This window comes from Marinobacter sp. LQ44, from assembly GCF_001447155.2.
Classification (GTDB): domain Bacteria; phylum Pseudomonadota; class Gammaproteobacteria; order Pseudomonadales; family Oleiphilaceae; genus Marinobacter.
The window spans coordinates 3,107,049-3,129,135 of sequence record NZ_CP014754.1 but is presented as its reverse complement, the minus strand read 5'-3'; the positions used below and the strand labels follow the sequence as shown (position 1 = coordinate 3,129,135).

General features: G+C 55.6%; 22 protein-coding genes and 1 tRNA gene. 18 read left to right on the top strand and 5 right to left on the bottom strand.

Annotated features, from left to right (window positions below; all coding sequences use genetic code 11):
* Positions 1-2: 2 nt before the first annotated feature.
* Complete coding sequence (tsaD, locus tag ASQ50_RS14300; protein ID WP_058090723.1) at positions 3-1,058, bottom strand: tRNA (adenosine(37)-N6)-threonylcarbamoyltransferase complex transferase subunit TsaD; 1,056 nt, start codon at positions 1,056-1,058, stop codon at positions 3-5.
* Positions 1,059-1,292: 234 nt separating this feature from the next.
* Between tsaD and rpsU the strand changes: the two genes are divergently transcribed.
* The 7 genes from rpsU (at position 1,293) to ASQ50_RS14275 (ending at position 7,025) form a co-directional block, all read left to right on the top strand.
* On the top strand, positions 1,293-1,508 hold the full coding sequence (gene rpsU, locus ASQ50_RS14295; protein WP_007153483.1) for a 30S ribosomal protein S21: 216 nt from the start codon (positions 1,293-1,295) through the stop codon (positions 1,506-1,508).
* A gap of 153 nt (positions 1,509-1,661) precedes the next feature.
* Positions 1,662-3,398: a DNA primase gene (gene dnaG, locus ASQ50_RS14290; protein WP_058090689.1), complete on the top strand. Its 1,737-nt coding sequence runs from the start codon at positions 1,662-1,664 to the stop codon at positions 3,396-3,398.
* A gap of 150 nt (positions 3,399-3,548) precedes the next feature.
* Entirely contained in the window at positions 3,549-5,396 is a 1,848-nt protein-coding gene (gene rpoD, locus ASQ50_RS14285) for an RNA polymerase sigma factor RpoD (RefSeq protein WP_058090688.1), read from the top strand.
* A gap of 60 nt (positions 5,397-5,456) precedes the next feature.
* A tRNA-Ile gene (locus ASQ50_RS14280) sits at positions 5,457-5,533 on the top strand.
* Between the two features lie 412 nt (positions 5,534-5,945).
* On the top strand, positions 5,946-6,002 hold the full coding sequence (locus ASQ50_RS21655; protein ID WP_264754055.1) for a hypothetical protein: 57 nt from the start codon (positions 5,946-5,948) through the stop codon (positions 6,000-6,002).
* Positions 6,003-6,248: 246 nt separating this feature from the next.
* On the top strand, positions 6,249-6,398 hold the full coding sequence (locus tag ASQ50_RS21470; protein ID WP_227513177.1) for a cation transporter: 150 nt from the start codon (positions 6,249-6,251) through the stop codon (positions 6,396-6,398).
* Positions 6,399-6,512: 114 nt separating this feature from the next.
* On the top strand, positions 6,513-7,025 hold the full coding sequence (locus tag ASQ50_RS14275; RefSeq protein ID WP_227513176.1) for a hypothetical protein: 513 nt from the start codon (positions 6,513-6,515) through the stop codon (positions 7,023-7,025).
* A 217-nt stretch (positions 7,026-7,242) separates the two neighbouring features.
* Here the strand turns inward: ASQ50_RS14275 and ASQ50_RS14270 are convergent, their stop codons facing one another.
* The gene (locus ASQ50_RS14270; protein ID WP_058090686.1) at positions 7,243-8,736 is read right to left on the bottom strand and encodes an IS91 family transposase; all 1,494 of its coding nucleotides are present in this window, start codon (positions 8,734-8,736) and stop codon (positions 7,243-7,245) included.
* An 804-nt stretch (positions 8,737-9,540) separates the two neighbouring features.
* Here ASQ50_RS14270 and ASQ50_RS14265 point away from each other — a divergent pair.
* The 11 genes from ASQ50_RS14265 to ASQ50_RS14210 all read left to right on the top strand — a co-directional run bounded on the left by ASQ50_RS14265 (position 9,541) and on the right by ASQ50_RS14210 (position 18,452).
* Positions 9,541-10,095 (top strand): RNA polymerase sigma factor, encoded by a 555-nt coding sequence (locus tag ASQ50_RS14265; protein ID WP_058090685.1) that lies wholly within the window; start codon positions 9,541-9,543, stop codon positions 10,093-10,095.
* Positions 10,088-10,525 carry an anti-sigma factor family protein gene (locus tag ASQ50_RS14260; RefSeq protein WP_058090684.1) on the top strand — a complete coding sequence of 146 codons (438 nt, stop codon included), beginning with the start codon at positions 10,088-10,090 and terminating at the stop codon, positions 10,523-10,525. Before ASQ50_RS14265 ends, ASQ50_RS14260 begins: the two co-directional genes overlap by 8 nt.
* Complete coding sequence (locus ASQ50_RS14255) at positions 10,522-10,977, top strand: periplasmic heavy metal sensor (RefSeq protein WP_058090683.1); 456 nt, start codon at positions 10,522-10,524, stop codon at positions 10,975-10,977. The genes ASQ50_RS14260 and ASQ50_RS14255 overlap by 4 nt, the downstream gene beginning before the upstream one ends.
* 99 nt (positions 10,978-11,076) lie before the next feature.
* The gene (locus ASQ50_RS14250) at positions 11,077-11,571 is read left to right on the top strand and encodes a hypothetical protein (RefSeq protein WP_058090682.1); all 495 of its coding nucleotides are present in this window, start codon (positions 11,077-11,079) and stop codon (positions 11,569-11,571) included.
* A 450-nt stretch (positions 11,572-12,021) separates the two neighbouring features.
* Positions 12,022-12,231 (top strand): hypothetical protein, encoded by a 210-nt coding sequence (locus tag ASQ50_RS14245; protein ID WP_156510020.1) that lies wholly within the window; start codon positions 12,022-12,024, stop codon positions 12,229-12,231.
* 327 nt (positions 12,232-12,558) lie between these two features.
* Positions 12,559-13,587, top strand: coding sequence for an IS630 family transposase (locus ASQ50_RS14240; protein ID WP_054645368.1), 1,029 nt, complete (start codon positions 12,559-12,561; stop codon positions 13,585-13,587).
* A 442-nt stretch (positions 13,588-14,029) separates the two neighbouring features.
* On the top strand, positions 14,030-14,869 hold the full coding sequence (gene phnC / locus ASQ50_RS14230) for a phosphonate ABC transporter ATP-binding protein (protein ID WP_011783499.1): 840 nt from the start codon (positions 14,030-14,032) through the stop codon (positions 14,867-14,869).
* Positions 14,870-14,873: 4 nt separating this feature from the next.
* A complete protein-coding gene (gene phnD, locus ASQ50_RS14225; protein WP_011783500.1) occupies positions 14,874-15,737 on the top strand; it encodes a phosphate/phosphite/phosphonate ABC transporter substrate-binding protein in 864 nt (287 codons plus the stop codon).
* Between the two features lie 10 nt (positions 15,738-15,747).
* On the top strand, positions 15,748-16,578 hold the full coding sequence (gene phnE, locus ASQ50_RS14220) for a phosphonate ABC transporter, permease protein PhnE (RefSeq protein ID WP_011783501.1): 831 nt from the start codon (positions 15,748-15,750) through the stop codon (positions 16,576-16,578).
* A gap of 9 nt (positions 16,579-16,587) precedes the next feature.
* Complete coding sequence (locus ASQ50_RS14215; RefSeq protein WP_011783502.1) at positions 16,588-17,598, top strand: phosphonate dehydrogenase; 1,011 nt, start codon at positions 16,588-16,590, stop codon at positions 17,596-17,598.
* Positions 17,592-18,452 carry a LysR family transcriptional regulator gene (locus ASQ50_RS14210; RefSeq protein ID WP_011783503.1) on the top strand — a complete coding sequence of 287 codons (861 nt, stop codon included), beginning with the start codon at positions 17,592-17,594 and terminating at the stop codon, positions 18,450-18,452. Before ASQ50_RS14215 ends, ASQ50_RS14210 begins: the two co-directional genes overlap by 7 nt.
* Here the strand turns inward: ASQ50_RS14210 and ASQ50_RS20605 are convergent.
* The 3 genes from ASQ50_RS20605 to ASQ50_RS14200 all read right to left on the bottom strand — a co-directional run bounded on the left by ASQ50_RS20605 (position 18,367) and on the right by ASQ50_RS14200 (position 22,080).
* Positions 18,367-18,714: a reverse transcriptase domain-containing protein gene (locus ASQ50_RS20605; RefSeq protein ID WP_227513362.1), complete on the bottom strand. Its 348-nt coding sequence runs from the start codon at positions 18,712-18,714 to the stop codon at positions 18,367-18,369. The two genes, ASQ50_RS14210 and ASQ50_RS20605, sit on opposite strands and share 86 nt — an antisense overlap.
* A 321-nt stretch (positions 18,715-19,035) precedes the next feature.
* Positions 19,036-19,788, bottom strand: a complete 753-nt coding sequence (locus ASQ50_RS14205) for a VIT1/CCC1 transporter family protein (RefSeq protein ID WP_011784790.1) — start codon at positions 19,786-19,788, stop codon at positions 19,036-19,038.
* 75 nt (positions 19,789-19,863) lie between these two features.
* Complete coding sequence (locus tag ASQ50_RS14200; RefSeq protein ID WP_022989539.1) at positions 19,864-22,080, bottom strand: PepSY domain-containing protein; 2,217 nt, start codon at positions 22,078-22,080, stop codon at positions 19,864-19,866.
* Positions 22,081-22,087 lie beyond the last annotated feature (7 nt).

Below are 22,087 nucleotides of genomic sequence, written 5' to 3'. Positions count from 1 at the left end.
GGTTAATCAACCAGGCCGTTCGCCCGCGGCTCGTTAACCGGCGGCAAGGTATTCATCGGCCAGCGCGGCACAGACACAATGCGCTCACCGTCCCTTTGACCGCTCTTGAGCCGCTGGGCACCGGCATACGCAATCATCGCGCCGTTGTCGGTACAGAACTCCGGGCGGGCGTAAAACACCGAGCCATTGAGTTTCGCGGTCATCTTTTCCAGCCCTGCCCGCAGCCGCTTGTTGGCGCTTACTCCACCGGCAATAACCAGGCGCTTGCAACCGGTTTGCTCCAACGCCCTCCGGCACTTGATAGTCAGGGTATCCACTACCGCCGCCTCAAATGCCAGGGCGATGTCTGCTTTTACCTGCTCATCGAAGGCATCGTTATCTTTCGCATCGTTCACCGTGTTCAGGGTAAACGTTTTCAAGCCGCTGAAGCTGAAATCCAGCCCGGGACGATCCGTCATTGGCCGGGGGAAACGGTAGATCCCCTCGCGGCCCTTTTCCGCCAAGGCTGCTACCCGGGGGCCTCCCGGGTAATCCAGCCCGAGCATCTTGGCGGTTTTATCAAAGGCTTCGCCGGCAGCATCATCCACCGACTCTCCCAGCATCTGGTACTGTCCGATACCATCCACCCGGACCAGCTGGGTGTGGCCACCGGACACCAGCAGAGCAACAAAAGGAAACGCTGGCGGGTTGTCTTCCAACATTGGCGCCAGCAAATGCCCTTCCATGTGGTGAACACCCAGCACCGGAATGCCCAGCGCGAAACCCAGAGCATGGGCCACGGAACCACCCACCATCAGCGCCCCAACCAGCCCGGGGCCGGCGGTGTAGGCTATCCCTTCAAGATCGCTACGATCCCTGCCAGCCTTGGCCAATACCTGGTCACACAGCGGCAACAGTTTGCGAACATGGTCACGGGACGCCAGCTCAGGCACTACCCCGCCATAATCCGCATGCATAGCAATCTGGCTGAACAGCGCGTGGGCCAGCAAGCCCTGCTCGGTGTCATACAGGGCAACGCCGGTTTCGTCACAGGAGGTTTCAATACCAAGAATCAGCATAGTCTGGGCCGCGTCCGAAATGGGAATGAGGAACTGGCGGCATTTTAGCAGAAACCCGAAAGGCTCCGGCAGTTTCATTGAACAGTCATTGACCTGAACATATCCAGCGGCTATCATTGCCGCCCTAAATTATGCACTGGTCGAGTTTTAGCCAATCTGACCAGGTATCGAGCCCGCATGGCCAAGGCCCGCGGAACCAATTGAAACCGAATCTATCAGGTAGGTGATTTTCGAATGCCAGCTGTTAAAGTGAAAGAGAATGAGCCGTTTGATGTAGCACTGCGTCGCTTCAAGCGTTCCTGCGAGAAGGCCGGTGTACTGTCTGAAGTACGTCGTCGTGAGCACTACGAGAAGCCGACCGCTGTTCGTAAGCGTAAAGCAGCTGCCGCCGTTAAGCGTCATCTCAAGAAGCTTCAGCGTGAGCAGCGTAAGTTCGAGCGTCTGTACTGAGTTCAGCGCGCATCGACAGCAAGACTGATTGCCGGAACGGCGTTTCGCCTTCTCCGGCAAACTGAAAATGCCGCCGAGGCCTGGCTTCGGCGGCATTTTTGGCTATGGTGAATACCGGTTTGTATCAGGCACCCCGACTGAAGTGGAGCCACCATGAGCGGACTGATCCCTCAACGATTTGTTGAAGACCTGCTTGATCGGATTGATCTGGCAGAACTGATCGGTAGCCGCATCACCCTCAAAAAGGCTGGCGCCAATTACAAGGCCTGTTGTCCGTTTCACGACGAAAAAACACCGTCGTTTAACGTTCGTCCAGACAAAGGCTTTTACCACTGCTTCGGGTGCGGCGCTCATGGCGATGCCATCAGCTTTATCCGCGAATTCGACGGTCTGGGCTTTACCGAAGCCGTAGAAGAACTGGCGAAACGGGCCGGGCTGGAAGTGCCTTATGACCGCGCTGCGCGACAGGAAATGCAACAGGCCAGAACCCTGACCGACGCCCTGGATTTCGCCAGCCGCTTCTACCACTCGGCCCTGGGCAGCCAGCAAGGCGCTTACGCCCGGGACTACCTGAAACAGCGCGGCCTGGACGATGCCATCATCGAGCAGTACCAGATCGGCTTTGCGCCCGGCACCGGAACGGCGCTTTTTGACGCCGCGCCGAAAGATCTGAAAGAGCCGTTACTGGAAACCAAAACGGTTTCAGACAAGTACGGCCGGCCAAGAGATCTGTTCCGCAATCGGGTGATGTTTCCGATCCGGAACACCCGGGGCAAAACGGTGGCCTTTGGCGGCCGCACCCTCGGAGACGACAAGGCCAAATACATCAACTCCCCGGAGTCGGATGTGTTTCATAAAAGCCGGGAGATCTACGGCCTTTATGAGGCCCGGCAAGCCATCCGCCAGCTGGACAAACTGCTGGTGGTTGAAGGCTATATGGACGTGATCGCGCTGGCCCAGAACGGCATACACGATGCAGTGGCAACCCTGGGCACCGCAACCAACCAGGACAGCCTGAGCGCCCTGCTAAGGCAAGTCCGGCACATTGTGTTCTGCTTTGATGGCGACCAGGCCGGTTTCCGTGCTGCAGACCGCGCCATGGAGAACGCCCTGGAACTGATGGCCGACGGCCTGCACCTGCAGTTTCTGATGCTGCCACAGGGTGAAGACCCGGACACACTGATCCGGAAGGAAGGCGCAGACGCCTTCAGACAGCGGATTGAGGCGGCAACGCCCCTGTCACGTTACCTGTTCGACCGGCAGAGCGAAGGTTTGAACCTGGAGCTGCCGGAACACCGGGGCGAACTGAGAGCCCGGGCAGAACCGCTTCTGAACAAAATGCCCCGCAGCACACTGCGGGACGCCATGTGGCACGAAATGATGCGTCTGTGTGGCGGCCGGAAGCCCTGGCAGGAGCGGCCCAAAGGCAATGATTTCAAAGCCCGCGGATGGCGCGGCGAGCGGCAGAGCCGGCCGACAGAAGAACGCATAGATGTGAAGCTGAGCAAAGACAGCACGCTTTGCCTGGCACTACTGGAAGCACCGGAAATGGCGGCGGAAGTCAAAGCATTGGCTGACAGCAACCGCCAGCTGGAGCAGGCCGGGCGATTCGCCCGCTGGCTGATGGAACAGAATATCAGTACCCGCAAAGCATTAGTCGCGGGACTGGCAACGGACAAACAGGCCAGAGACAGGTTCTACAACCTGTTTGATGGACTGGAGCATATACCGGCCCGGGACAGCATACTGGCAGCCGCCAGAGAACTGCTGAGCCCGAACGAAGAGGCCGCGCGCCAGCAAAGACTGGCAACCCTGCTCCGGAACCTGGCCACGCTCACCCCGGAACAGCGGGAAGAGCTGAGAACGCTCAGCAAGGGCAACGTAGATTGAATCCTGCGTTAAATCCCGTTGCTGGGGCATGACCACTTGAAACTGACGCCACTGATCACCATCTAACCATTCGGTGGCACAGCAGATACGCGGCAGCTATAATGGCTGTTTAACTTTTTTCCTCTTTAAAAGCGAGTTCACAGGGTGTCTATGTCAGGCAATTCGCAGAAATCACGTTTGAAAGACCTCATCGCACGAGGCAAGGAACAAGGTTACCTGACTTACGCCGAGGTAAACGACCACCTACCGGAAGATATCGCAGATCCGGATCAGGTTGAAGACATTATCCGGATGATCAACGACATGGGTATCCAGGTGTGCGAAGAAACACCCGACGCCGATACCCTGTTGATGACCGAAGGCGACTCCACCGCCGACGAAGCCGCCGCTGCTGAAGCCGCCGCCGCTCTCGCCGCCGTAGAAACCGATGCCGGCCGCACCACCGACCCCGTACGCATGTACATGCGTGAAATGGGTACCGTTGAACTGCTGACCCGCGAAGGCGAAATCGTCATCGCCAAGCGCATTGAGGAAGGCATTCGCGACGTCATGGCGGCCGTAGCCCACTTCCCCGGCACCGCCGGCACCGTGATTCAGGCTTACGATCGCATCATCGAGAACGAAGGCCGCATCAGCGACATCGTTACCGGCTTCCTGGACCCGGACGACGCCGAGCCGTTCATGGGCGAAGACACCAGTGAAGACACCTCTGCTGACGACAGCGACAGCAGCGATGATGACGACGACACTTCAACCGAGGAAGAAACCGATAACGGTCCGGACCCGGAAGAAACCCGCCTGCGTTTTGAGTTGCTGAAAGAAAAACTGGATGCCGCCGACAAAGCCCTGGCCAAGCACGGCCGCAGCCACAAGAAAACCCAGGAAGCCCTGAACGAACTGGGCCAGGTGTTTGCACCATTCAAGCTGGGCAACAAGGCGTTTGACGAACTGGTGAACGTGGTTCGCTCCACCAACGATCTGGTGCGGGAGAACGAACGGGCCATCATGCAGATCTGCGTACGCGACTGCAAAATGCCGCGCAAAGATTTCATCAAATGGTTCCCGGGCAACGAGACCGACCTGGAATGGGCGAAAGAAATCGCGGCCACCAAGAAGCCATACGCCGCCGCCATTGGTGAACGCATCGACGAGATCGTGCGCCTGCAGAAGCGCATCCAGAACGTCCAGACCGAAGTGGATCTGGACGTAGTCGACATCAAGGAAATCAACCGTCGGGTGTCCATCGGCGAAGCCAAGGCCCGCCGCGCCAAGAAAGAAATGGTCGAGGCTAACCTGCGACTGGTAATTTCCATCGCCAAGAAATACACCAACCGTGGCCTGCAGTTCCTGGACCTGATTCAGGAAGGCAACATCGGCCTGATGAAGGCCGTGGACAAGTTTGAATACCGTCGCGGCTATAAGTTCTCTACCTATGCCACCTGGTGGATTCGCCAGGCCATTACCCGCTCCATCGCGGACCAGGCCCGTACCATCCGGATTCCGGTGCATATGATTGAGACCATCAACAAGCTCAACCGTATCTCCCGCCAGATGCTGCAGGAAATGGGCCGCGAGCCCACGCCGGAAGAGCTGGGCGAGCGCATGGACATGCCGGAAGACAAGATCCGCAAGGTACTGAAGATCGCCAAAGAGCCGATCTCCATGGAAACCCCGATTGGCGACGATGAAGACAGCCATCTGGGCGATTTCATCGAAGATATCCAGGCCCTGTCGCCGGTGGATTCCGCCACTGCCGAAGGCCTGCGCGAGGCGACCCGCTCGGTGCTGGCCGGGCTGACCGCTCGCGAATCCAAAGTCTTGCGCATGCGCTTTGGTATTGAAATGAACACCGACCACACCCTGGAAGAAGTCGGCAAACAGTTCGACGTAACCCGGGAGCGTATCCGTCAGATCGAAGCCAAGGCCCTGCGCAAACTGCGCCACCCTTCCCGCTCCGATCACCTGCGCGGCTTTATTGACGACCAGGGCAACGGTTAATCCGCAAGACAGTAGCGGGCGCCACCCCTCGTGGGTATAATGGCGCCCGCTTCCCTTTTAGGGCCTATAGCTCAGTTGGTTAGAGCAGAGGACTCATAATCCTTTGGTCCCTGGTTCGAGTCCAGGTGGGCCCACCATACTTCAAGCAGTTACATCACTTCCTGGTCATGCCACCATAAGTTGGCCGGAACGGCCACATTATGGTGACTTATGTCGGGAGTTTTGGCCGCTGTTCCGTTGTTACGCAGCTCTTGATGGTCACGAAACCATAAGGTTGCCTTAGATTGATTCCATAAATTGGTCGCTCGGGTCGCAATGCGAACATTGGAAGCAACCAATTAACGCTTCTTCCCGCATTACTTCGAAACCTATATGAGGTAAAGCACACTTTTTCAGTATACAGCTAGTTCACATTCCCCCTGAAACCAAGCATAAACGGGTTGCAGTAGCCATCTGGGCAAACGGCATCCTGACTCTCGTCCAGATCGCGGAAAGGACTTTGCCGGCAGTTTGGCGCTGATTGCCGATGCTATACATAACTTCTGGGACATGGCATCGCTGATTATCGCGTTCGCGGCCCGTAAGATTGCGCGTCGCCCGGCTTAATAAAAGCTGACCTTCGGCTACGGGCGAATAAAGGTAGGTGTTGCGCTGTTAAATACACCACCTTGATCATGATAGGGCCCTACCTGATATACGAGGGTGTCATGCGGTTCCCAGATCCGCTGGAACTCAAGGGGTGTTGGGTAGTCCGACTTACATTGTTGCACTGATAATGGACGCGTTGAGCGCGCTGCTGACCTACTCAATGCAGAAGGGCAGCGTTAATATTCATGCGTTGTTTTACACAACTTGTCTGATGCGTTTGCGTCAATAGCGGTTGTTGTAGGTGGAGCCCTTATCCTGCTCTACGACATGCGCTGGGTTGATCCCGCGATCACCATTGGCATAGCCAGCTATATTCTCTACCTGGGTCTGACTGTTCGGCGACAATTAGGATGACCGGTTAGCGACAATTATCTTGGCCGGTTGGGTGTAACAATTGGCCCCTTGTTTTCCATGGTGGAGCAATGGGTGCCAGGCCAACACATAACCAACCGACAAGAGGAGCTGTTCATGCAGCACCGACAAAATGGCGCAAGCCAGGAAGTGGCTGCCGCCAAGGCGGGCATTTCCGTTCGATCCGGACGACGCATCGAGACGTCAACACAAAACCCCCGCGCTAACACCGAGCGTCAGTGGCGCACCCGAGAAGACCCACTGGAGGCCGTTTGGGAGACAGAGTTGCTCCCCTTGCTAAAAGCCAAGCCGGATTTAACCGGAACAACACTGCTTGATTACTTGCAAGAGCAGTACCCTGAGCACTACGACCAGACCATTTTGCGCACACTGCAACGCCGGGTGAAGCAATGGCGAGCACTGCATGGGCCGGAGCGAGAGGTCATTTTTCGCCAACAGGCCGTTGTCGCACAGCAGGGGTTCTCTGATTTTACCCACCCCGATAACCCGATTACGATTCAGTCCAAGGCCTTTCCACACCTGCTCTACCAGTTTCGTCTGGCCTACAGTGGCTGGCGCTCGGTCACCGTGGTTCAGGGCGGTGAAAGTTATGCGGCTCTGGGGGTATAGGACAAATAAAGCGCCTTTTCGCTGAAATCCTATCATATGAAATCCGTGCATGAACGGCCCAAAGGTCCTTTCGGAGCCAGAATTCAGCCTTTTCCGTTCGGTAGCGTAGGTATTGGCGGTCGGTTTTTCATCGGTTTTCTTGAAAGATGCACCCAGCAGGCGCGTCTCATCCTGCCGTGTTGGGGCAAGTCGTTGGTGAAGGAGAAGGAGTGGTGGTTTAGAGCTGGAACAGCGCCGCCTGATCCGGCGGCGCCCTCGCTTCATGGACGCGGGGTAACGGCAGCGATTCCTTCATCGCCAGATGTTGCAGAATCTTCTCGATCACGGCAGGGTCTTCGATACAGGAGACCACCTTGACGTGCCCGCCGCAAAGCTCGCACTTTTCTATGTCGATGTTGAAAACGCGCTTCAATCGTTGCATCCAGGTCATGGCTTTGCGGCGTTCGGCAATGGTCTTTTCTGAGCATCCCTGTTTCGCAAGTTTCCTCCCCTTGCCTCTTTTTGCTGGCGTGATCAGCGCCCGATGTTTACTGTTGGGGGCGAAAATACCGTGGAACCGCGTCAGGTTCACACGCGGTTTCGGCACCAGCGCCGCTAGCCGCGCCATGAAATCCAGGGGATCGAAAAACACATGCGTGGTGCCATCACGGTACGGCGTCTTCAGTTCATAGCGAACTTTGCCATTGCTGGTGAGCGCCAGCCGCTTTTCCGACACCGCGGGCCGAGAAATGTAGCGGCACAGCCGTTCCAGCACGTCACGTTGGTGGGCTTCGGCCATGACTCCGGCGTGCAAGGAAAATCCCGCTTGTTTGGCCACACGGTCTGATACTCTGGGGGTATCCAGACGGGGTGGCAGGCTTTGCAAGGTGAACACCTTGCGTCCTTTCTGCGGCCCCATTGCGATGCGGTAAGTGATCGAATGCCCTTGCAACTGGCCGAGGGCATCATCCTCCTGATCGATGGCATCCAGAAGTAAATAGGTGTTTTCATCGTCACGTTGCAGCCAGCCTTTTTTCTCCAGAACCCGAGTGACGCGATGAGAGAGCTGATGCACCAGAGAGCTGAGTTCCTCTATCGCGGGGGCTTTGACGCGGTGAAAGCGCATGACGCCGTATTTGTCCTCCGCGTAAACGCCGTCGAGAAACAGCATGTGAAAATGAATGTTCAAGTTCAGTGCAGAGCCGAAGCGTTGAATCAGGGTGACAGCCCCGGTATGGGCAGTACGCTTGTTGAACCCGGCCTTCTTGACCAAGTGGGTGGCCACCGTGCGATAGACGATCTCCAGCACTTTGCCCATCATGGCGGGTTGCTGGGCAAGCAGAAAACGCAATTCGTAGGGGAAACTCAGCACCCACTGCCGGATGGGCTCTTTCGGCAGCACTTCATCAACCAGCAAGGCGGCGGACTCCGCCATTCGCCGAGCACCGCAACTCGGGCAGAACCCCCGTCGTTTGCAACTGAAAGCAACCAGGCGTTCATGCTTGCAATCTTCGCAGCACACCCGCAAGAATCCGTAATCAAGCCGACCGCATTTGAGGAACTCGTCGAACTCCTGCTTAACGAAGGCAGGCAGCGTTTGTCCTTGAGCTTCGAGCTGGGCACGAAACGCGGGGTAATGGGTTTCGATGAGTTGATAGAGCAGCGTTTCTTCTGGCCGGTGGCGCTCGTAGGGGCGCGTCGGAGCAGGCGCGGCCATCCTGGCCAATGGCATGATGCAATCCCTTGATGCTGTACGCATATACAGCTTAACAATTGCTCAGAGGTTTGGACAGGGGCAGAAAGGGGTGCCGATGCTCGGACGCAGGCTGGATGACAGGGTGATGTAGTGTTTATATTTTGCTGAGAAGTTAGGCCGGACGCAGAGATGCGCCATCGGATCGAGCGCAGTTGTTGGCGCAATTGGTCAGGATGCTCCGAAGATATTCGGTCGGTAATTTGCAAAATGGCCTCCCGCCGAAAAGCAAGACGGCCGCAAGAGGTGGGATGCCACGGCGCGGCTTAGGTGGCCCGCAACGTCACATAATCGGGTAGCCGGGGGTATTTATCCCCCAGCTCCCACAACACCCTGCATGCGGGTCCGCACAGGGCGTTTCACCGGGAATGGTGAAGCTTGATCCATCCATCGCGCAGTGATGCCAGTCCCTCGGCTTTCAGGTACGCATTGGACAGCGCCAGCTGGATGCCCGGCGTCTTGGAACTGCGCCAGGGCCCTTTGCTGGTGAAACCGGGATCCTCGGTCAGTTGGCGACCGAGATAAAAATTATAGGAATCAGGCGGTAGGGATGGCTCGAAATCGGGTTTTTTCTACAGCCTCGTTAGGTGTCATATATGAACAAAAAGGTTTTTTTATCATTACTCTTTCTGTTTATCTTGGCGCCATATTTTATTTATAAAAACTTGGAGGCATTAAATGCACCTCCAGAATTTAAAGTGATAAATTCCACAGAATCACCGCAGATGGAACATTTTCCGGTGCGGCAACGTTAGACAGGCCAGGCACTTTCCAGGGGACCACATGCACGGAACTGACGGAGAACTGATCCGCCAGGCACAGGCCGGTGACCGCCAGGCATTCGGCCGGCTGGTGCAACAACACCAGGGGCGGGTGTTTTCATTCGTCCGGCGTTTGTGTGGCAATCCGGACAATGCGCTGGATATCACCCAGGATACCTTTATCAAGGTCTGGCACGCCCTGCCCGACTGGCGACCGGATGCCCGCTTCGAGACCTGGTTGTTACGCATCGCCCGCAATGCCTGCATCGATGTGCTGCGTCGCACACATCGTGAGCCTGAGCCGCTGCCGGAAGATGACGCACTGATCGATCCTGCGCCATCGCCCCTGCGGCAGCTGGAAGGCGGCCGCAGGATAGCTCAACTGGAGCAACTGCTGACCGGGCTGGCCCTGGCCCAACGCGAAGTGCTGCTACTGCGTGAGCTGGAGGGGCTTTCCTATCAGGAAATAGCCGCAGCACTTGAGATCAGCGAAGGCACGGTGAAGTCACCCCTGGCCCGCGCCCGCTCGGCACTGCTGCAGGCGCGCCGTACACTCACAGGAGACAGCGATGACTGAACATCCGGACATCAGCGAGTTGTCAGCCCATCTGGACGAGGAACTGGATGGCGCCAGCACCGCGCACATAAGCAGCCACCTGCTCGGCTGCCCGCGCTGCCAGGATCAGTACCGGGCCCTGCGCGAGTTGAGCCAGGATATGCAGCGACTGCCGGCCTTCGAGCCGGAACTGAACATGACCGGCCTTCTCGATCGACTGCCGCAGCGCCAGCAGCCGGGCACGCGCCATCTGCGACGCCAGCGTCTGTGGTCGGGCATGGCCGCAGCCGCGGCACTGGTGCTGGGACTGTTGATTGGTAATGGCCTGAACTCACCAGCCATCGATAACCGCGAGCCGACCTTCGCGGCGCTGGCAATCCTAGACAGTACGCCACCCGGCGCCCTGTGCCGCCAACCCGAACTCTGCTATCTCAAGGGGAACCCGCGATGAACACAGCCACCCTGCGCCTGGCGCTGATAGCCTCCCTGCTGTTCAATCTGGGGGTACTGGCCGCGCTTGGCTGGCAACAGCTGGCCGAGCGAGCGAGCGCATCCGGCACCCCGCTGCTGGTGCGCGAGCTCCAGCTGGATGACCGACAACAGCGCCAATGGCAAGACATCGAAGCGCCCTTCACGCTCGAACTCAATACCTCCACGCTGGCCATACAGCAGCAGCGCAACCAGTTGATCGACCACATCTTTGCCGAACAGCTGGACGCCGAGCTCATCCGTGCCGCGCAGAGCACGCTGGCCGAGCTGCAGAACCGGCAGCAACAACTGGTCATAGAACAGTTGTTGCGTGAGCGGGAGATTCTCGACGCCAGCCAGCGCCAGCACCTGGCCCGTTTGCTAATGCGTCAGTCGCCCCAGCGATCGGACGTGGAAACACTGCATAACGAATAAGTTGATCGGCAAAGGGAACAAAACCAGCGCCAGCGTCGTTAGCCTGAATGAAGCCGGTCGCAACAGCTGGCTGGCCAATACTCAGAATGGAGACCGACCATGCCCATCAGACTTTCCCCGATTGCCCTACCCTTTGCCCTAGCCGCCGGACTGCTGTTTTCCGGCCTCAGCCTGGCCAGCGACGGCGCGGCCATTCATCAACACGACCACGGCGATGCTCCCTTTGAACTGCACCTGAACAATGGCGAGCAGTGGGCCATTGACGCCCCATTGAGCAAGGCCATGGGCGAGATCGGTCAAGCCATGCGTGAGTCACTGCAGGTCATTCACGAAGACCGCCTGGCAGCGGAGGATTATGTGCCACTGGCCAAGCGAGTCAATGACGGCGTTGCCTACATGGTCGCCAACTGCCAGCTACCGCCGGCTGCCGACGCGCAACTGCACATGATCATCGCCCAGCTGATGGCTGGCGCCGAGAAAATGGCCGGCAGCAGCGCCGACTCTCCCCGCGATGGTGCTGTACAGGTCATTGGCGCGCTGGACGCCTACGACAAGTACTTTGATGACCCGTCGTTTGTCCCTGTCGCCCACTAGTGTCTGTTGCCGCTTCACATTGGCAACCATCCGAAAGGGTTGGTGAACTACACCGGGTTAGCCCCGGGTTTGGCCTCTCTGTAGCGGTCAACTTGTTATCAAATCGTTAATAAACTTTTTTTGTTTTTTCAGTCAGGTTTCAGGAGCTAATGATCTAATGAAACCATCAACCAAACAGGAGGTGAAATTATGAAATCATTAATAGTATTCGCCGCAGCAGCGACTCCACAAAGAAATGACACGCTATGGATTGTCAGAAGTTGGAATGGAGGCGCGAAGACAGATGATAAGTGAAGAAGGACGAGCCTACCATCGTGCTTTAGAGAAGAAACAAATGGAGCAGAAGGTAACGTACAGCAAATGATAACAGAAATACCGCTGGTGGGCATCAGCGGTATCTACTAGAGGCCCAGTTGCATGGGCCTGGAGCAACAAATCAAGGAGTTCGTCATGAAGAGCATCATTACAGCCATAGCAATGACAGCACTGTTTAGTTCCTTTGCCTACGCCGATTCTGGCTTAGCCGACAGGATTAACGAGGCAAGGAGCTATCCGAACAAGACCGTGGAAACCGTTGACAGGCAAGAACTCCGCCTGAAACATCAAAAATTACACAAGCAGATGAAGGAGGCGGGAATAGCAGATTCAAGTGAGTCCTAGTACGCTCAAGGCAGGTAGGGCTATAAGCGAAGCTTGCTTCTCGGGAAAAAACGTGGCCAGTCGTGTTTTCGTGACTGGCCATACTATTTTTGGCCGGAAACTTGATACAAAATTCATTACTGCAGAATAAGCCTCATGAGTTAATATATGTATGTTTCACTTGAGCCTTGACGACGATTCTGTTGGTTAGCTAAATCGAAATTGGAAATTGAGCTGGTTGAAATTTACCCAGAGTAAGTTTATGCGAATTACTAATGGGTTCGAAAGTAAGCGAACATCATTTATAATGTAGGCTCCGTTCGCCAAGCTTATCGGATATTTACACACATGCGCCACGATGACGGTCGTAAACTTGATCACAAAACATTAGAAGCCATTCGCGTTCGCGCCGTTCAACGGGTCATGGATGGCGAGAGTCCAGAAGTCGTCATCAAAGCGCTGGGGATGAGCCGAGCACGAATCTATGAATGGCTGGCTGCCTACCGCGAGGGTGGCTTTGACGCGCTCAAGGCCAAGCAGATTTCCGGTCGTCCCAAGAAACTGAGCGGTGCTCAGATCCGGGAGCTGTATATCTGGATAACGACCTTTACGCCGGACCAGTTGAAGTTTGATTTTGCCCTGTGGACTCGGGGCCGAGTGCGTGAGCTCATCCGGCAAAAGTTCAACGTCCGGTTAAGCGATGTCTCGGTCGGTCGTCTGCTTCGAAACCTGGGGCTGACGCCTCAGAAACCCCTGCATCGGGCCTACCAGCAAAAGCCAGAGGCCGTGAAACAATGGAAAGAAGAGACCTACCCGGAAATTCGCAAGGAAGCAAAAAAAGTCGGCGCCACCATCTATTTCGGCGATGAAGCCAGCATTCGGTCTGATTATCACAGTGGCACCACCTGGGCACCCAGGGGTGAAACTCCGATCATCCGTAATACGGGCAGTCGCTTCAGCATCAATCTGATCTCGGCCATCTCGCCTCGCGGCGAGCTTCGCTTTAAGACCATTCAGGGCAACATGAACACCGATGCGTTTCTTGGTTTCCTCAAGGCTCTGGTGCAAGACGTTGACAAGCCGGTTTTCCTGATCCTCGATAACCACCCGGTTCATCATGCTCGTCGGGTTCGAGACTATGTTGAGAGTCTCGACGGCAAGCTCAGGTTGTTCTTCCTGCCGCCGTACTCGCCGGAGCTGAATCCTGACGAGTCTGTTTGGGGCTATATCAAATACCATCACGTCGGTAAAAAGATCATTAACAGCAAAGAACAACTTCGGAGCACTGTTTACCGGCAGCTTCGACGTTTGCAAAAATTGCCACGACTATTGAAATCGTTTTTTGGCCATCCGGATTTGGCTTATATCTCCGGGTAATGTTCGCTTACTTTATTTCGAATTAGTAAGTGCAAGGCTGTCCTTGCCCACCCTTAAGGCCACACCTTGAATTGCTGCCCGTTTCCAGATCCACCCCACCATAGTCAGCACCTGGAAGCGCGACCTATTGGAGAGCGCGTCCGACCTCCTCGAAGGCAAGAGTATAGTCGGTAAGCAATTCGATGAACTCAGCACGGACGAACTGTACCGTGAGATTCGCCGACTGACGGTGGAACGCAATTTTTGTTGCTTAAGCTCCTGGGTGGCTCGTTCCACTTTGGCTGAGCTCCATGTATTTCACAGAGCCCTTCGGAAAATCCTTGCGAACCAAAAGCACTTCATCAAACTGTCACGTCAGTGACACGACGGTGTCATCTCTCAGCTTTATCGTTCAATTGTAACTCGCAATACGGCGAGCTTATTTATTGCAAAAGGTGATCCTGTGGCCCCAACTCAATCAACCAATGTGATGCTTCGAGTCGAGAGTATGGGCGTAACCTACCCGGGAAACGTCCTCGCGCTCAAACCCACCAACGTTCACTTTCACAAGGGCGAATTCACCGTGCTACTGGGACTTTCAGGCGCGGGTAAATCCACTCTGCTTCGTTCACTGAATCACCTGGTTAAGCCCACAACCGGGAAGGTTGTGTCTGGCGAGTTTGGTGAACTGACCAACCGTAGAATCCTGCGACAGCACCGCAGCCGCACCGCCATGGTGTTCCAGCATCACCAGCTGATCGAACGATACACCGCGTTACAGAATGTGCTGACAGGCAGACTTGCGTATCACGGTACTTGGCGAAGCCTGCTTCCCCTGCCCCGGCAGGACCTGGAGTTGGCTCTGCAATGCCTCGACCGCGTAGGTCTGGCTGACAAAGCGCTTTCCCGAGTAGATCAGTTGTCCGGCGGCCAGCAGCAGCGGGTTGGAATCGCCAGAGCATTGGTGCAGCAACCATCCATGATTCTTGCCGATGAGCCCGTTGCCAGCCTGGATCCGGCCACTTCTGAAAAGGTACTCGGCCTACTGCGCGATATTTGTCAGGAAGATGGAATCACCGCGGTTATTTCCTTGCACCAATTGGAATACGCCCAGCGTTTTGCAGACCGGATCATCGGCCTTTCGAACGCTCATATCGTTTTTGACGATGCTCCTGAAAACCTGAAATCGAAACACCTGGACGAGATTTACCACCGTTCACCCAGCGTGGTAGCTGCGGAAGGCAAACCAGCCATCCATAAACCTAAGACCACCCCGATAACGACAGACGTACTGGAGAGATAGCACAATGAAGACAATGATTCACTCTTTGCTGGCTCTGATAATGATGCTCGGCATCCATTGGTCAGCCCATGCCGCAGATACAGACCCTGATCTTTTGAAAGTTGCCTTGCTGCCGGATGAGAACGCGTCAGAACTGATCAAGCGAAACCAACCTTTGAAGGATTACCTGGAAACCACTCTTGGTAAGGAAGTAGAACTGATTGTTACCACCGATTACTCCTCCATGATCGAAGCCATGCGTTTTGGCCGAATTGACCTGGCTTACTTTGGTCCGTTGTCCTATGTGATGGCCAAGAGTAAGAGTGACATTGAACCCTTTGCCGCCATGGTGGTAGACGGGAAGCCGACTTATCGCTCCATCATTATTGCCAATGCGGACTCTGGCGTTGGCTCCTTCGCGGATATCAAAGGCAAGAAAATGGCCTACGGTGACCGCGCATCCACTTCCAGCCACCTGATCCCCAAGACCGTACTCCTTGAGAAGGCAGAGCTCGAAGCCGGAAAGGACTATGAGGCTCATTTCGTCGGTAGCCATGACGCTGTTGCGGTTAACGTCGCCAATGGCAATGCCGACGCCGGAGGGTTGTCCGAAGTTATCTTCGAGCATGTGATGGACCGCGGTTTGATTGATCGGAGCAAGGTCAAAGTGCTGGGCTACAGCGGTGACTTTCCTCAATACCCCTGGGCCATGCGTTCGAACCTGGCCCCTGAGCTGAAGAGCAACATTCAGAAAGCCTTTCTGCAGATCGATGACCCGGAGATTCTCGACAACCTGAAGGCTGAGGGATTCGCGGCAATTACCGACGAAGATTACGATGTCATCCGCGCTATGGGTGTCCTGCTCAATCTTGATTTCGCAAAAATGTGAGGAGTGCCCCATGAACTATACAACGACGGAACCGGCGACTCTGTCGCCGGCCCCGTCGGCCTCCGTGCTGGATGAGCACGCGAAAGGCTGGCGGAAAAAACTCGGACAGTCGCTGTTAGTGCTGCTCATCATTTTTGTCGCAAGTTGGTACGTAGGGCTGCTCAATTTCAATACACTTGCCAATGGCGTGCCAGCCATAGGCACACTCATTGGCGAATCTCTTCCACCTGACTTCACCAATGTGGCCAGCTGGGTGTCGCCGTTAATCGACACGCTTGCGATGAGCATTGCCGGTACTGCCATTGCAGTAACCTTGTCTGTGCCACTGGCATTCCTGGCTGCGCGCAACACCTCTCCACATCCGGTGGTGTTCCAAGTAACTCGAACCCTTTTAAACGGTTTGCGTTCAGTCCCGGAACTGATCATGGGCATCATCTTCGTGGCTGCTGTTGGTTTTGGGGCGTTGCCTGGCGTACTGGCGCTCGGTCTTCACTCCATTGGCATGGTTGGAAAGTTTTTTGCCGAAGCGATTGAGCATGTAGATGAGGCGCCAGTGGAAGCGGCCGATGCTGCCGGCGCTACTCGCTTGCAGGTGCTCTATCACGCCGTGCTGCCACAAGTACTTCCTCAATTCGCGGACGTGTCCATTTATCGCTGGGAATACAATTTCCGTGCCTCGACCGTAATGGGCATGGTGGGTGCCGGTGGTATTGGCTTCGAATTGATGGGCTCGCTGAGAATCATGCAGTATCAGGAAGTCAGCGCCATTCTCATTGTCATCTTGTTGATGGTCACCGTCGTGGACAGTCTCAGTGGCCGCCTTCGTAAGAAATTCAAATAAGGAACGTCGATGAAACCCAAGGTTGTGATAACCCATAAGATCCATGACAGTGTTCTGGATGAACTTGCCCAAGATTGCGAGCTGGTCACCAACCAATCCGGCGCCACGTTGCCCCAGGAGGAAGTGGCTGCGCGCGTTGCAGACGCTGATGCGATGATGGCGTTCATGCCAGACCGAGTTGGAGTGGAGTTCCTACAGGGGTGTCCGCGCTTGAAGGTGATTGGTGCAGCCCTGAAAGGCTATGACAACTTTGATGTGGATGCCTGCACGCGTCATGGGGTTTGGCTGACATTTGTACCGGATTTGCTAACCGTGCCTACTGCAGAGCTAACGGTCGGGCTGACGATCAGTCTCACCCGACAAGTCAAGGCGGCGGACCACTTCGTTCGATCCGGTGAATTTACTGGCTGGACACCACGCTTCTATGGGCAGGGGATCGAAGGCTCACGGATTGGTATTGTGGGTATGGGGGCTATCGGCCAAGCGGTGGCGCAGCGCCTGAACGGATGGGGAGCGGATTTAATCTATTCCCAGCCGGAACGTTTACCCGTGCAGCATGAGCAGGCACTGGGTTTGTCCCATACTCCCCTCAAGATGCTGCTGGCCCAGTCAGATATTGTGATCCTGGCACTGGCGCTCAATGAGCAAACCCTCCACACCATTAATCGCGAAACGCTAACAGGAATGAAACCGGGCGCATTCCTTATCAATCCCTGCCGTGGATCTGTGGTGGATGAGGGTAGTGTTCTGCAAGCGCTTCAATCCGGTCAGTTGGGGGGGTACGCCGCTGATGTGTTTGAGATGGAAGATTGGGCGAGAGAAGATCGTCCGAGGGAGATCGCCCAGGGGCTCAGGGCCCACCCCAACACGCTGTTTACTGCTCACATCGGATCGGCAGTCAGCCAGGTGCGTCTGGCTATCGAGCAACGCGCTGCTCGGAACATTCTGCAAGTGCTTCGGGGTGAGCGGCCGGGTGATGCGATCAATGATCCCAGTGGCCGCGAGAGCGGCCCATGCTGAATCTTGTCTGGCTGAAGAGTTTCGTGGCGGTGCTGGACCACAACGGGTTTCAGGCCGCAGCCCGCCAGTTGGACATCGCACAACCCACACTGTCCCAGCACCTTCAAAAACTCGAAAACCAACTTGGCGTTTTATTGGTCCACAGGGGGCGCTCTGGCTGTGAGCCAACCCGGGCTGCCTTAACCTTGTTGCCTTTTGCCCGAAGTCTGCTCCGGCTGGAGGAGCAGGCGAGATCTTCCATTATGGAGGCTCGACTTCGCGTTGGGGCGAGCTCCAATATTGGGATTTATATGCTCCAGCCCTACATCCGTCGTTACAAGGAGCTGGGCGTAGGGCCCGAGGTGGATGTGGTAATAGATTCCAATCCGACTATTGCACGGCATTTATCGGACGGTGAGCTGGACGTGGCGATTATGGAGTGGTGGCATGATCTACCCGGATTCCATGCTCAGGCGTGGCGTAACGAGCCCGTTGTTCTAATCGTTCCGCCTGGTCACCCGTTAGCCCGTCGAACCGATATCGACCGCGATACGCTGTCTAACATGGCTCTGATCGGCGGCGAACCCGGCACCGGCACTGGCCGGCTTTTGGCGACCTACTTCGGTGAGCATGGGCCATTTCCGACGGTATCTATGCAGCTGGGTAGCACCGAAGCCGTCAAGCAAGCGGTTAAGGTCGGACTTGGCGCATCGTTGGTGCTTGAAAGTTCTGTACGGGAGGAGGTCCAAAATGGAAGTCTGGTGGCTATTCCCGTGAGTGAGCCTGGCCTTAGCAAGGAGCTGATGGTGATTTATCCGAGCAGCCTGGACAAACACAGGCCAGTATACTCGTTTGTTGGGCATCTCTGTGAATAGCTATTGGGTCCACCTCACGCATATCTAGCTGGGAATGCAGATACTGAGCCTCACGCTCACTTCGACAACGCAGTATTCCGTCATCTGCATATCGGCAGAATGGGATATCCGGATGACGAACGGTCAGCCAACGATCCAATGCATAATGCAGAAACAGGTTTGCCAGAACTGGCGATAACGGGCCACCTTGTGGTGTGCCAACGTTCCGTCGTTCCTGCTTACCATCTTTCGTCTGCATCGGTGCCGTTAGCCAGCGCCTCACATACAGCAGCACCCAGGATTCAGAGCAATGGTGGGGTCAGTTCACGAAACGGAAAAAATTGTACGCTAAGCCTTTGGCATCAATGATATCGACACCATTTTTTCCACAATTCATAAAGTTGCGCAGTAATTAGTCGACGACTGGCCCTTGCTAAATAATTTTCATTTCAGCATGAATTGTGCTTTAAAAATTCAATTCTGCAACTACACTCATTGGGCGAACAGAGCGAGAAATCCGCCGTTAATTCCAATAGCGGGTACGCGAATGAATATCAGCTCTTAGGGGAATATTATGTTAAATTGTCTATTCACCGCTGAAGAACTAACCCCCCAATAACCCCTGCGCAAAATGCCCAGTAGCAAACGCCAGCCCCGCTGCGGCCGTACCCATGATCAAAGTCCGGAGTCCTGATCGCATTGCTGGTAAGCCATAGACGATACTTTTAAGCATTCCGATACCCAAGAAGACGACGCCTGCCAAACCAAGACTCGTCAGGAACTGAATCTGACTCTCCATACCCGGGATGGCATAAGGCAGTAAAGGTAAAGCACCAACCGACAAAAATGCGGCGAAGGTAGTCAACGCGGCTCGGCGTGGGCTGAGTCCGGCACCCGAGAGTCCGTACTCTTCTCGCAACATGGTTGCTACCCACACATCGGGATTACGACTGATAGCCTCCACTACTTGCTCCAGCAATTCGCCGTCGAATCCCTTCGCCTGAAACAGCTGGCGAATTTCCTCACGTTCACCTTCTGGCACAGCACGGATATGTTCACGTTCTGTGCGTTCAGCAAATTTGATCTGATTCAACTGCGCCTGGCCCGCTTCGTAATTACTTACCGCCATGCTGAAGCCGTCTGCAATCAGGTTTGCAAAGCCGAGTACCAACGCAACCTGTGGCGAGAAACCTGCGCCGAACGCACCCGATACAACCGCAAACGTTGTAACGCAGCCATCGATGCCGCCAAGCACAGCATCTGGTAGCGTCGAGGCCTTAACGGGACCAGCAAGCCGTGCACGAACGGCATTAGGCTGGTGCTCGCTGAGCAGTCTTTCATTTTCTGTGGATGGCATCTTTCAGCTTCCTGTTCAGGACGCGATTTGGTGCTTTGGGATTATAGGCTCAGTTCGACCTTGTCACTTTATCTGTCAATATACATCTTCAAGATAACGTCCCTGGCCTCTCAGAGTTTCAATATCGATGTGCAAGGGTTTGAGAATGTCTTCTATAACCTGCCGCACAGCCGCCGCCATATCCCGGCCACCACAGACCAGTATCTGCGCACCGGTGTTAACCATCTGTCGCACGGCTAATTCATCCTGTTTGAGCTTATCCTGCACGTAGGCGCGCTCGTCTGTTCTTGAGAAGGCTGTGTTCAGCCCGCTCAGTCGATGATCCTCAAGATAGCGCCCAAGCTCAGGTTGGTAGAGAAAATCTGACCTGGCATCGCGACCGCCCCAGTACAGATACATAGGGTTGCAACTGGTATTGTTTCTGATGAAACCGGTTAACGGACCAATGCCGGCACCTGCACCGATTAGGATAACTGGCTGGCTACCTGTAGCTGGCCGAAAGCCTGGATTGGGGCGGATGAAGCCATCGATACAATCACCCGGCTTGAGGTCATGCAAATAACCGGAGCAAAGACCGCCGGCCTGCTTACGGACGCATATCTCAACAATTTCGTCATTTGCCGAGGACGCGAGCGAGTAGAACCGCGGGGGTTGACCGTGTGGGGGAATAACCCCCAAAAGGTCTCCCGCCTCGAACGGTGGCAGCGCTTTAAATCTTCTTGGAGAAGCCGTTAGCCATCCGCCCTGCTCCGCCGGTTTGAACCGGAAGATACTGGTGGGCGCCTGAACCGCAATCCCGTAATCCGCCCTTTCTACCAGTTCCAGTTTGACCGTTGCTGGCTGCAATGCACAGTAGTTCAAGAAAAGCGGAGTACCGATAACCTCACCAACCCGGTTTCCCCACTCACTGAATTGCGAGGCAGAACACCGATCAATCAGTTCAATGGCGTGCAAACGGCTGACGCCTTTACCGGCGAGCGCAGTATCCACCGACAAGGCAAACTGACAGAAGTTCGGAAACTGCCGGTCACCAAAACCCAGTACCGTGTATCGCAGGTTCTTCTCAGCCCGGAATTCTTTGAGCCTGGCCATAAACTGCCGGGCCGATGCGGGTGCATCACCATCGCCGTATGTCGAAGTCAGCACGAACAGCCTGGAAGCCTGCGGATACTGCTTAGCCAGGGCATTCATCTCGCTGCAATGCACGCGGAAACCGGCCTTATTCAGGCTGCTATGGAGTTCCCGGGCAAATCCCCAGGTGGCATTACCTTCGGAGCCGACCAGAATAATTGTATCCGCCTGAGCGGCATCGGCGTTGTCAGGAAGCTGCCCTGAAGACCGGCGACGCTGCCACCAGATGGTTGCACCTGTTATCGAGAGAGCTGGCACAGTCAGTGCCGCAGCGCCAAGAATCAGGCCAAGCCACCATAGGCCTTCACCGGTGTGCAAACGTACAATCCAGTCCTGCAATACGCCGCTGTCAGAGCGCGGCTGGAACTGCAGCAACTCGCCCGTAGCCTGGTCCACGAATCCGGAGCCGCCGGCGGTTGACAGCGAATAGACGTCCTGCGGATCACCGGGATAGGGAAACACCAGTTCCCGGAGTTCGCCAAGATCGAAATTGCCTAGCGCTTTTAAGGTGCCCACAGGCGATGGTTGCCCGCCCGAGACCTCAGCCGGAAACCCTGGCCCTGTGTCAGGCGCTTCCGGCAGCAAACCAAAGCGCTGTGCCGACATATAGCTACCGGTCAGTGCGGATAACAGTAGGCCGAGCACGGCAAACCGGGCCAGCTCGGCATGGATTCGTTTCCCGCCTGAGCCGGAAAGCGGTCTTAATATATTCTTCCAACCCCCGGTACGCCGGGCTATCAAAAATATTCCCGAAAGACACAGAAGCACCATCAAAACAGCCAATACGCCGGCCAGCGCTCTACCGGCATCATCCAGCATAAACGCACGATGCAGATCCTTGATCCAGCCAAAGAATGCGGAAGGTTCGTAGGGCGTGCCCTCACCTGTTACCGGATTCACCAGATCCGCACCGGCCTGGCCGTCACGGCTGTAATAGACAATGACCTTGCCAGAAGGCTCTCGCACGATCTGCTCAGTCCCGGGATAGTGAGCAACGACCCGGTCTGCCAGCTCGGCAATACTGACTTCACCGGAAGCCGGAATGACCGCTGACACTCTATCCAGCGTCGGAGCCAAAGCCAACACAGCTCCCGTGACCGAGAGAACGATCAGGAACACGCCTGCAAGCAAACCCGGTAAACTGTGGAACTTGCGCAACATAATAGCC

Bases quoted from the DNA above. Each gene is read 5' to 3' on its own strand.
- phnE (WP_011783501.1), top strand. From the start codon at position 15,748: ATGAACTATACAACGACGGAACCGGCGACTCTGTCGCCGGCCCCGTCG.
- ASQ50_RS14270 (WP_058090686.1), bottom strand. From the start codon at position 8,736: ATGCCATTGGCCAGGATGGCCGCGCCTGCTCCGACGCGCCCCTACGAG.
- rpsU (WP_007153483.1), top strand. From the start codon at position 1,293: ATGCCAGCTGTTAAAGTGAAAGAGAATGAGCCGTTTGATGTAGCACTG.
- ASQ50_RS14210 (WP_011783503.1), top strand. From the start codon at position 17,592: ATGCTGAATCTTGTCTGGCTGAAGAGTTTCGTGGCGGTGCTGGACCAC.
- ASQ50_RS14275 (WP_227513176.1), top strand. From the start codon at position 6,513: ATGCAGCACCGACAAAATGGCGCAAGCCAGGAAGTGGCTGCCGCCAAG.
- tsaD (WP_058090723.1), bottom strand. From the start codon at position 1,058: ATGCTGATTCTTGGTATTGAAACCTCCTGTGACGAAACCGGCGTTGCC.
- dnaG (WP_058090689.1), top strand. From the start codon at position 1,662: ATGAGCGGACTGATCCCTCAACGATTTGTTGAAGACCTGCTTGATCGG.
- phnD (WP_011783500.1), top strand. From the start codon at position 14,874: ATGAAGACAATGATTCACTCTTTGCTGGCTCTGATAATGATGCTCGGC.
- ASQ50_RS14260 (WP_058090684.1), top strand. From the start codon at position 10,088: ATGACTGAACATCCGGACATCAGCGAGTTGTCAGCCCATCTGGACGAG.
- ASQ50_RS14265 (WP_058090685.1), top strand. From the start codon at position 9,541: ATGCACGGAACTGACGGAGAACTGATCCGCCAGGCACAGGCCGGTGAC.
- ASQ50_RS14200 (WP_022989539.1), bottom strand. From the start codon at position 22,080: ATGTTGCGCAAGTTCCACAGTTTACCGGGTTTGCTTGCAGGCGTGTTC.
- ASQ50_RS14250 (WP_058090682.1), top strand. From the start codon at position 11,077: ATGCCCATCAGACTTTCCCCGATTGCCCTACCCTTTGCCCTAGCCGCC.
- ASQ50_RS14255 (WP_058090683.1), top strand. From the start codon at position 10,522: ATGAACACAGCCACCCTGCGCCTGGCGCTGATAGCCTCCCTGCTGTTC.
- ASQ50_RS14205 (WP_011784790.1), bottom strand. From the start codon at position 19,788: ATGCCATCCACAGAAAATGAAAGACTGCTCAGCGAGCACCAGCCTAAT.
- rpoD (WP_058090688.1), top strand. From the start codon at position 3,549: ATGTCAGGCAATTCGCAGAAATCACGTTTGAAAGACCTCATCGCACGA.
- ASQ50_RS14215 (WP_011783502.1), top strand. From the start codon at position 16,588: ATGAAACCCAAGGTTGTGATAACCCATAAGATCCATGACAGTGTTCTG.
- ASQ50_RS14240 (WP_054645368.1), top strand. From the start codon at position 12,559: ATGCGCCACGATGACGGTCGTAAACTTGATCACAAAACATTAGAAGCC.
- ASQ50_RS14245 (WP_156510020.1), top strand. From the start codon at position 12,022: ATGAAGAGCATCATTACAGCCATAGCAATGACAGCACTGTTTAGTTCC.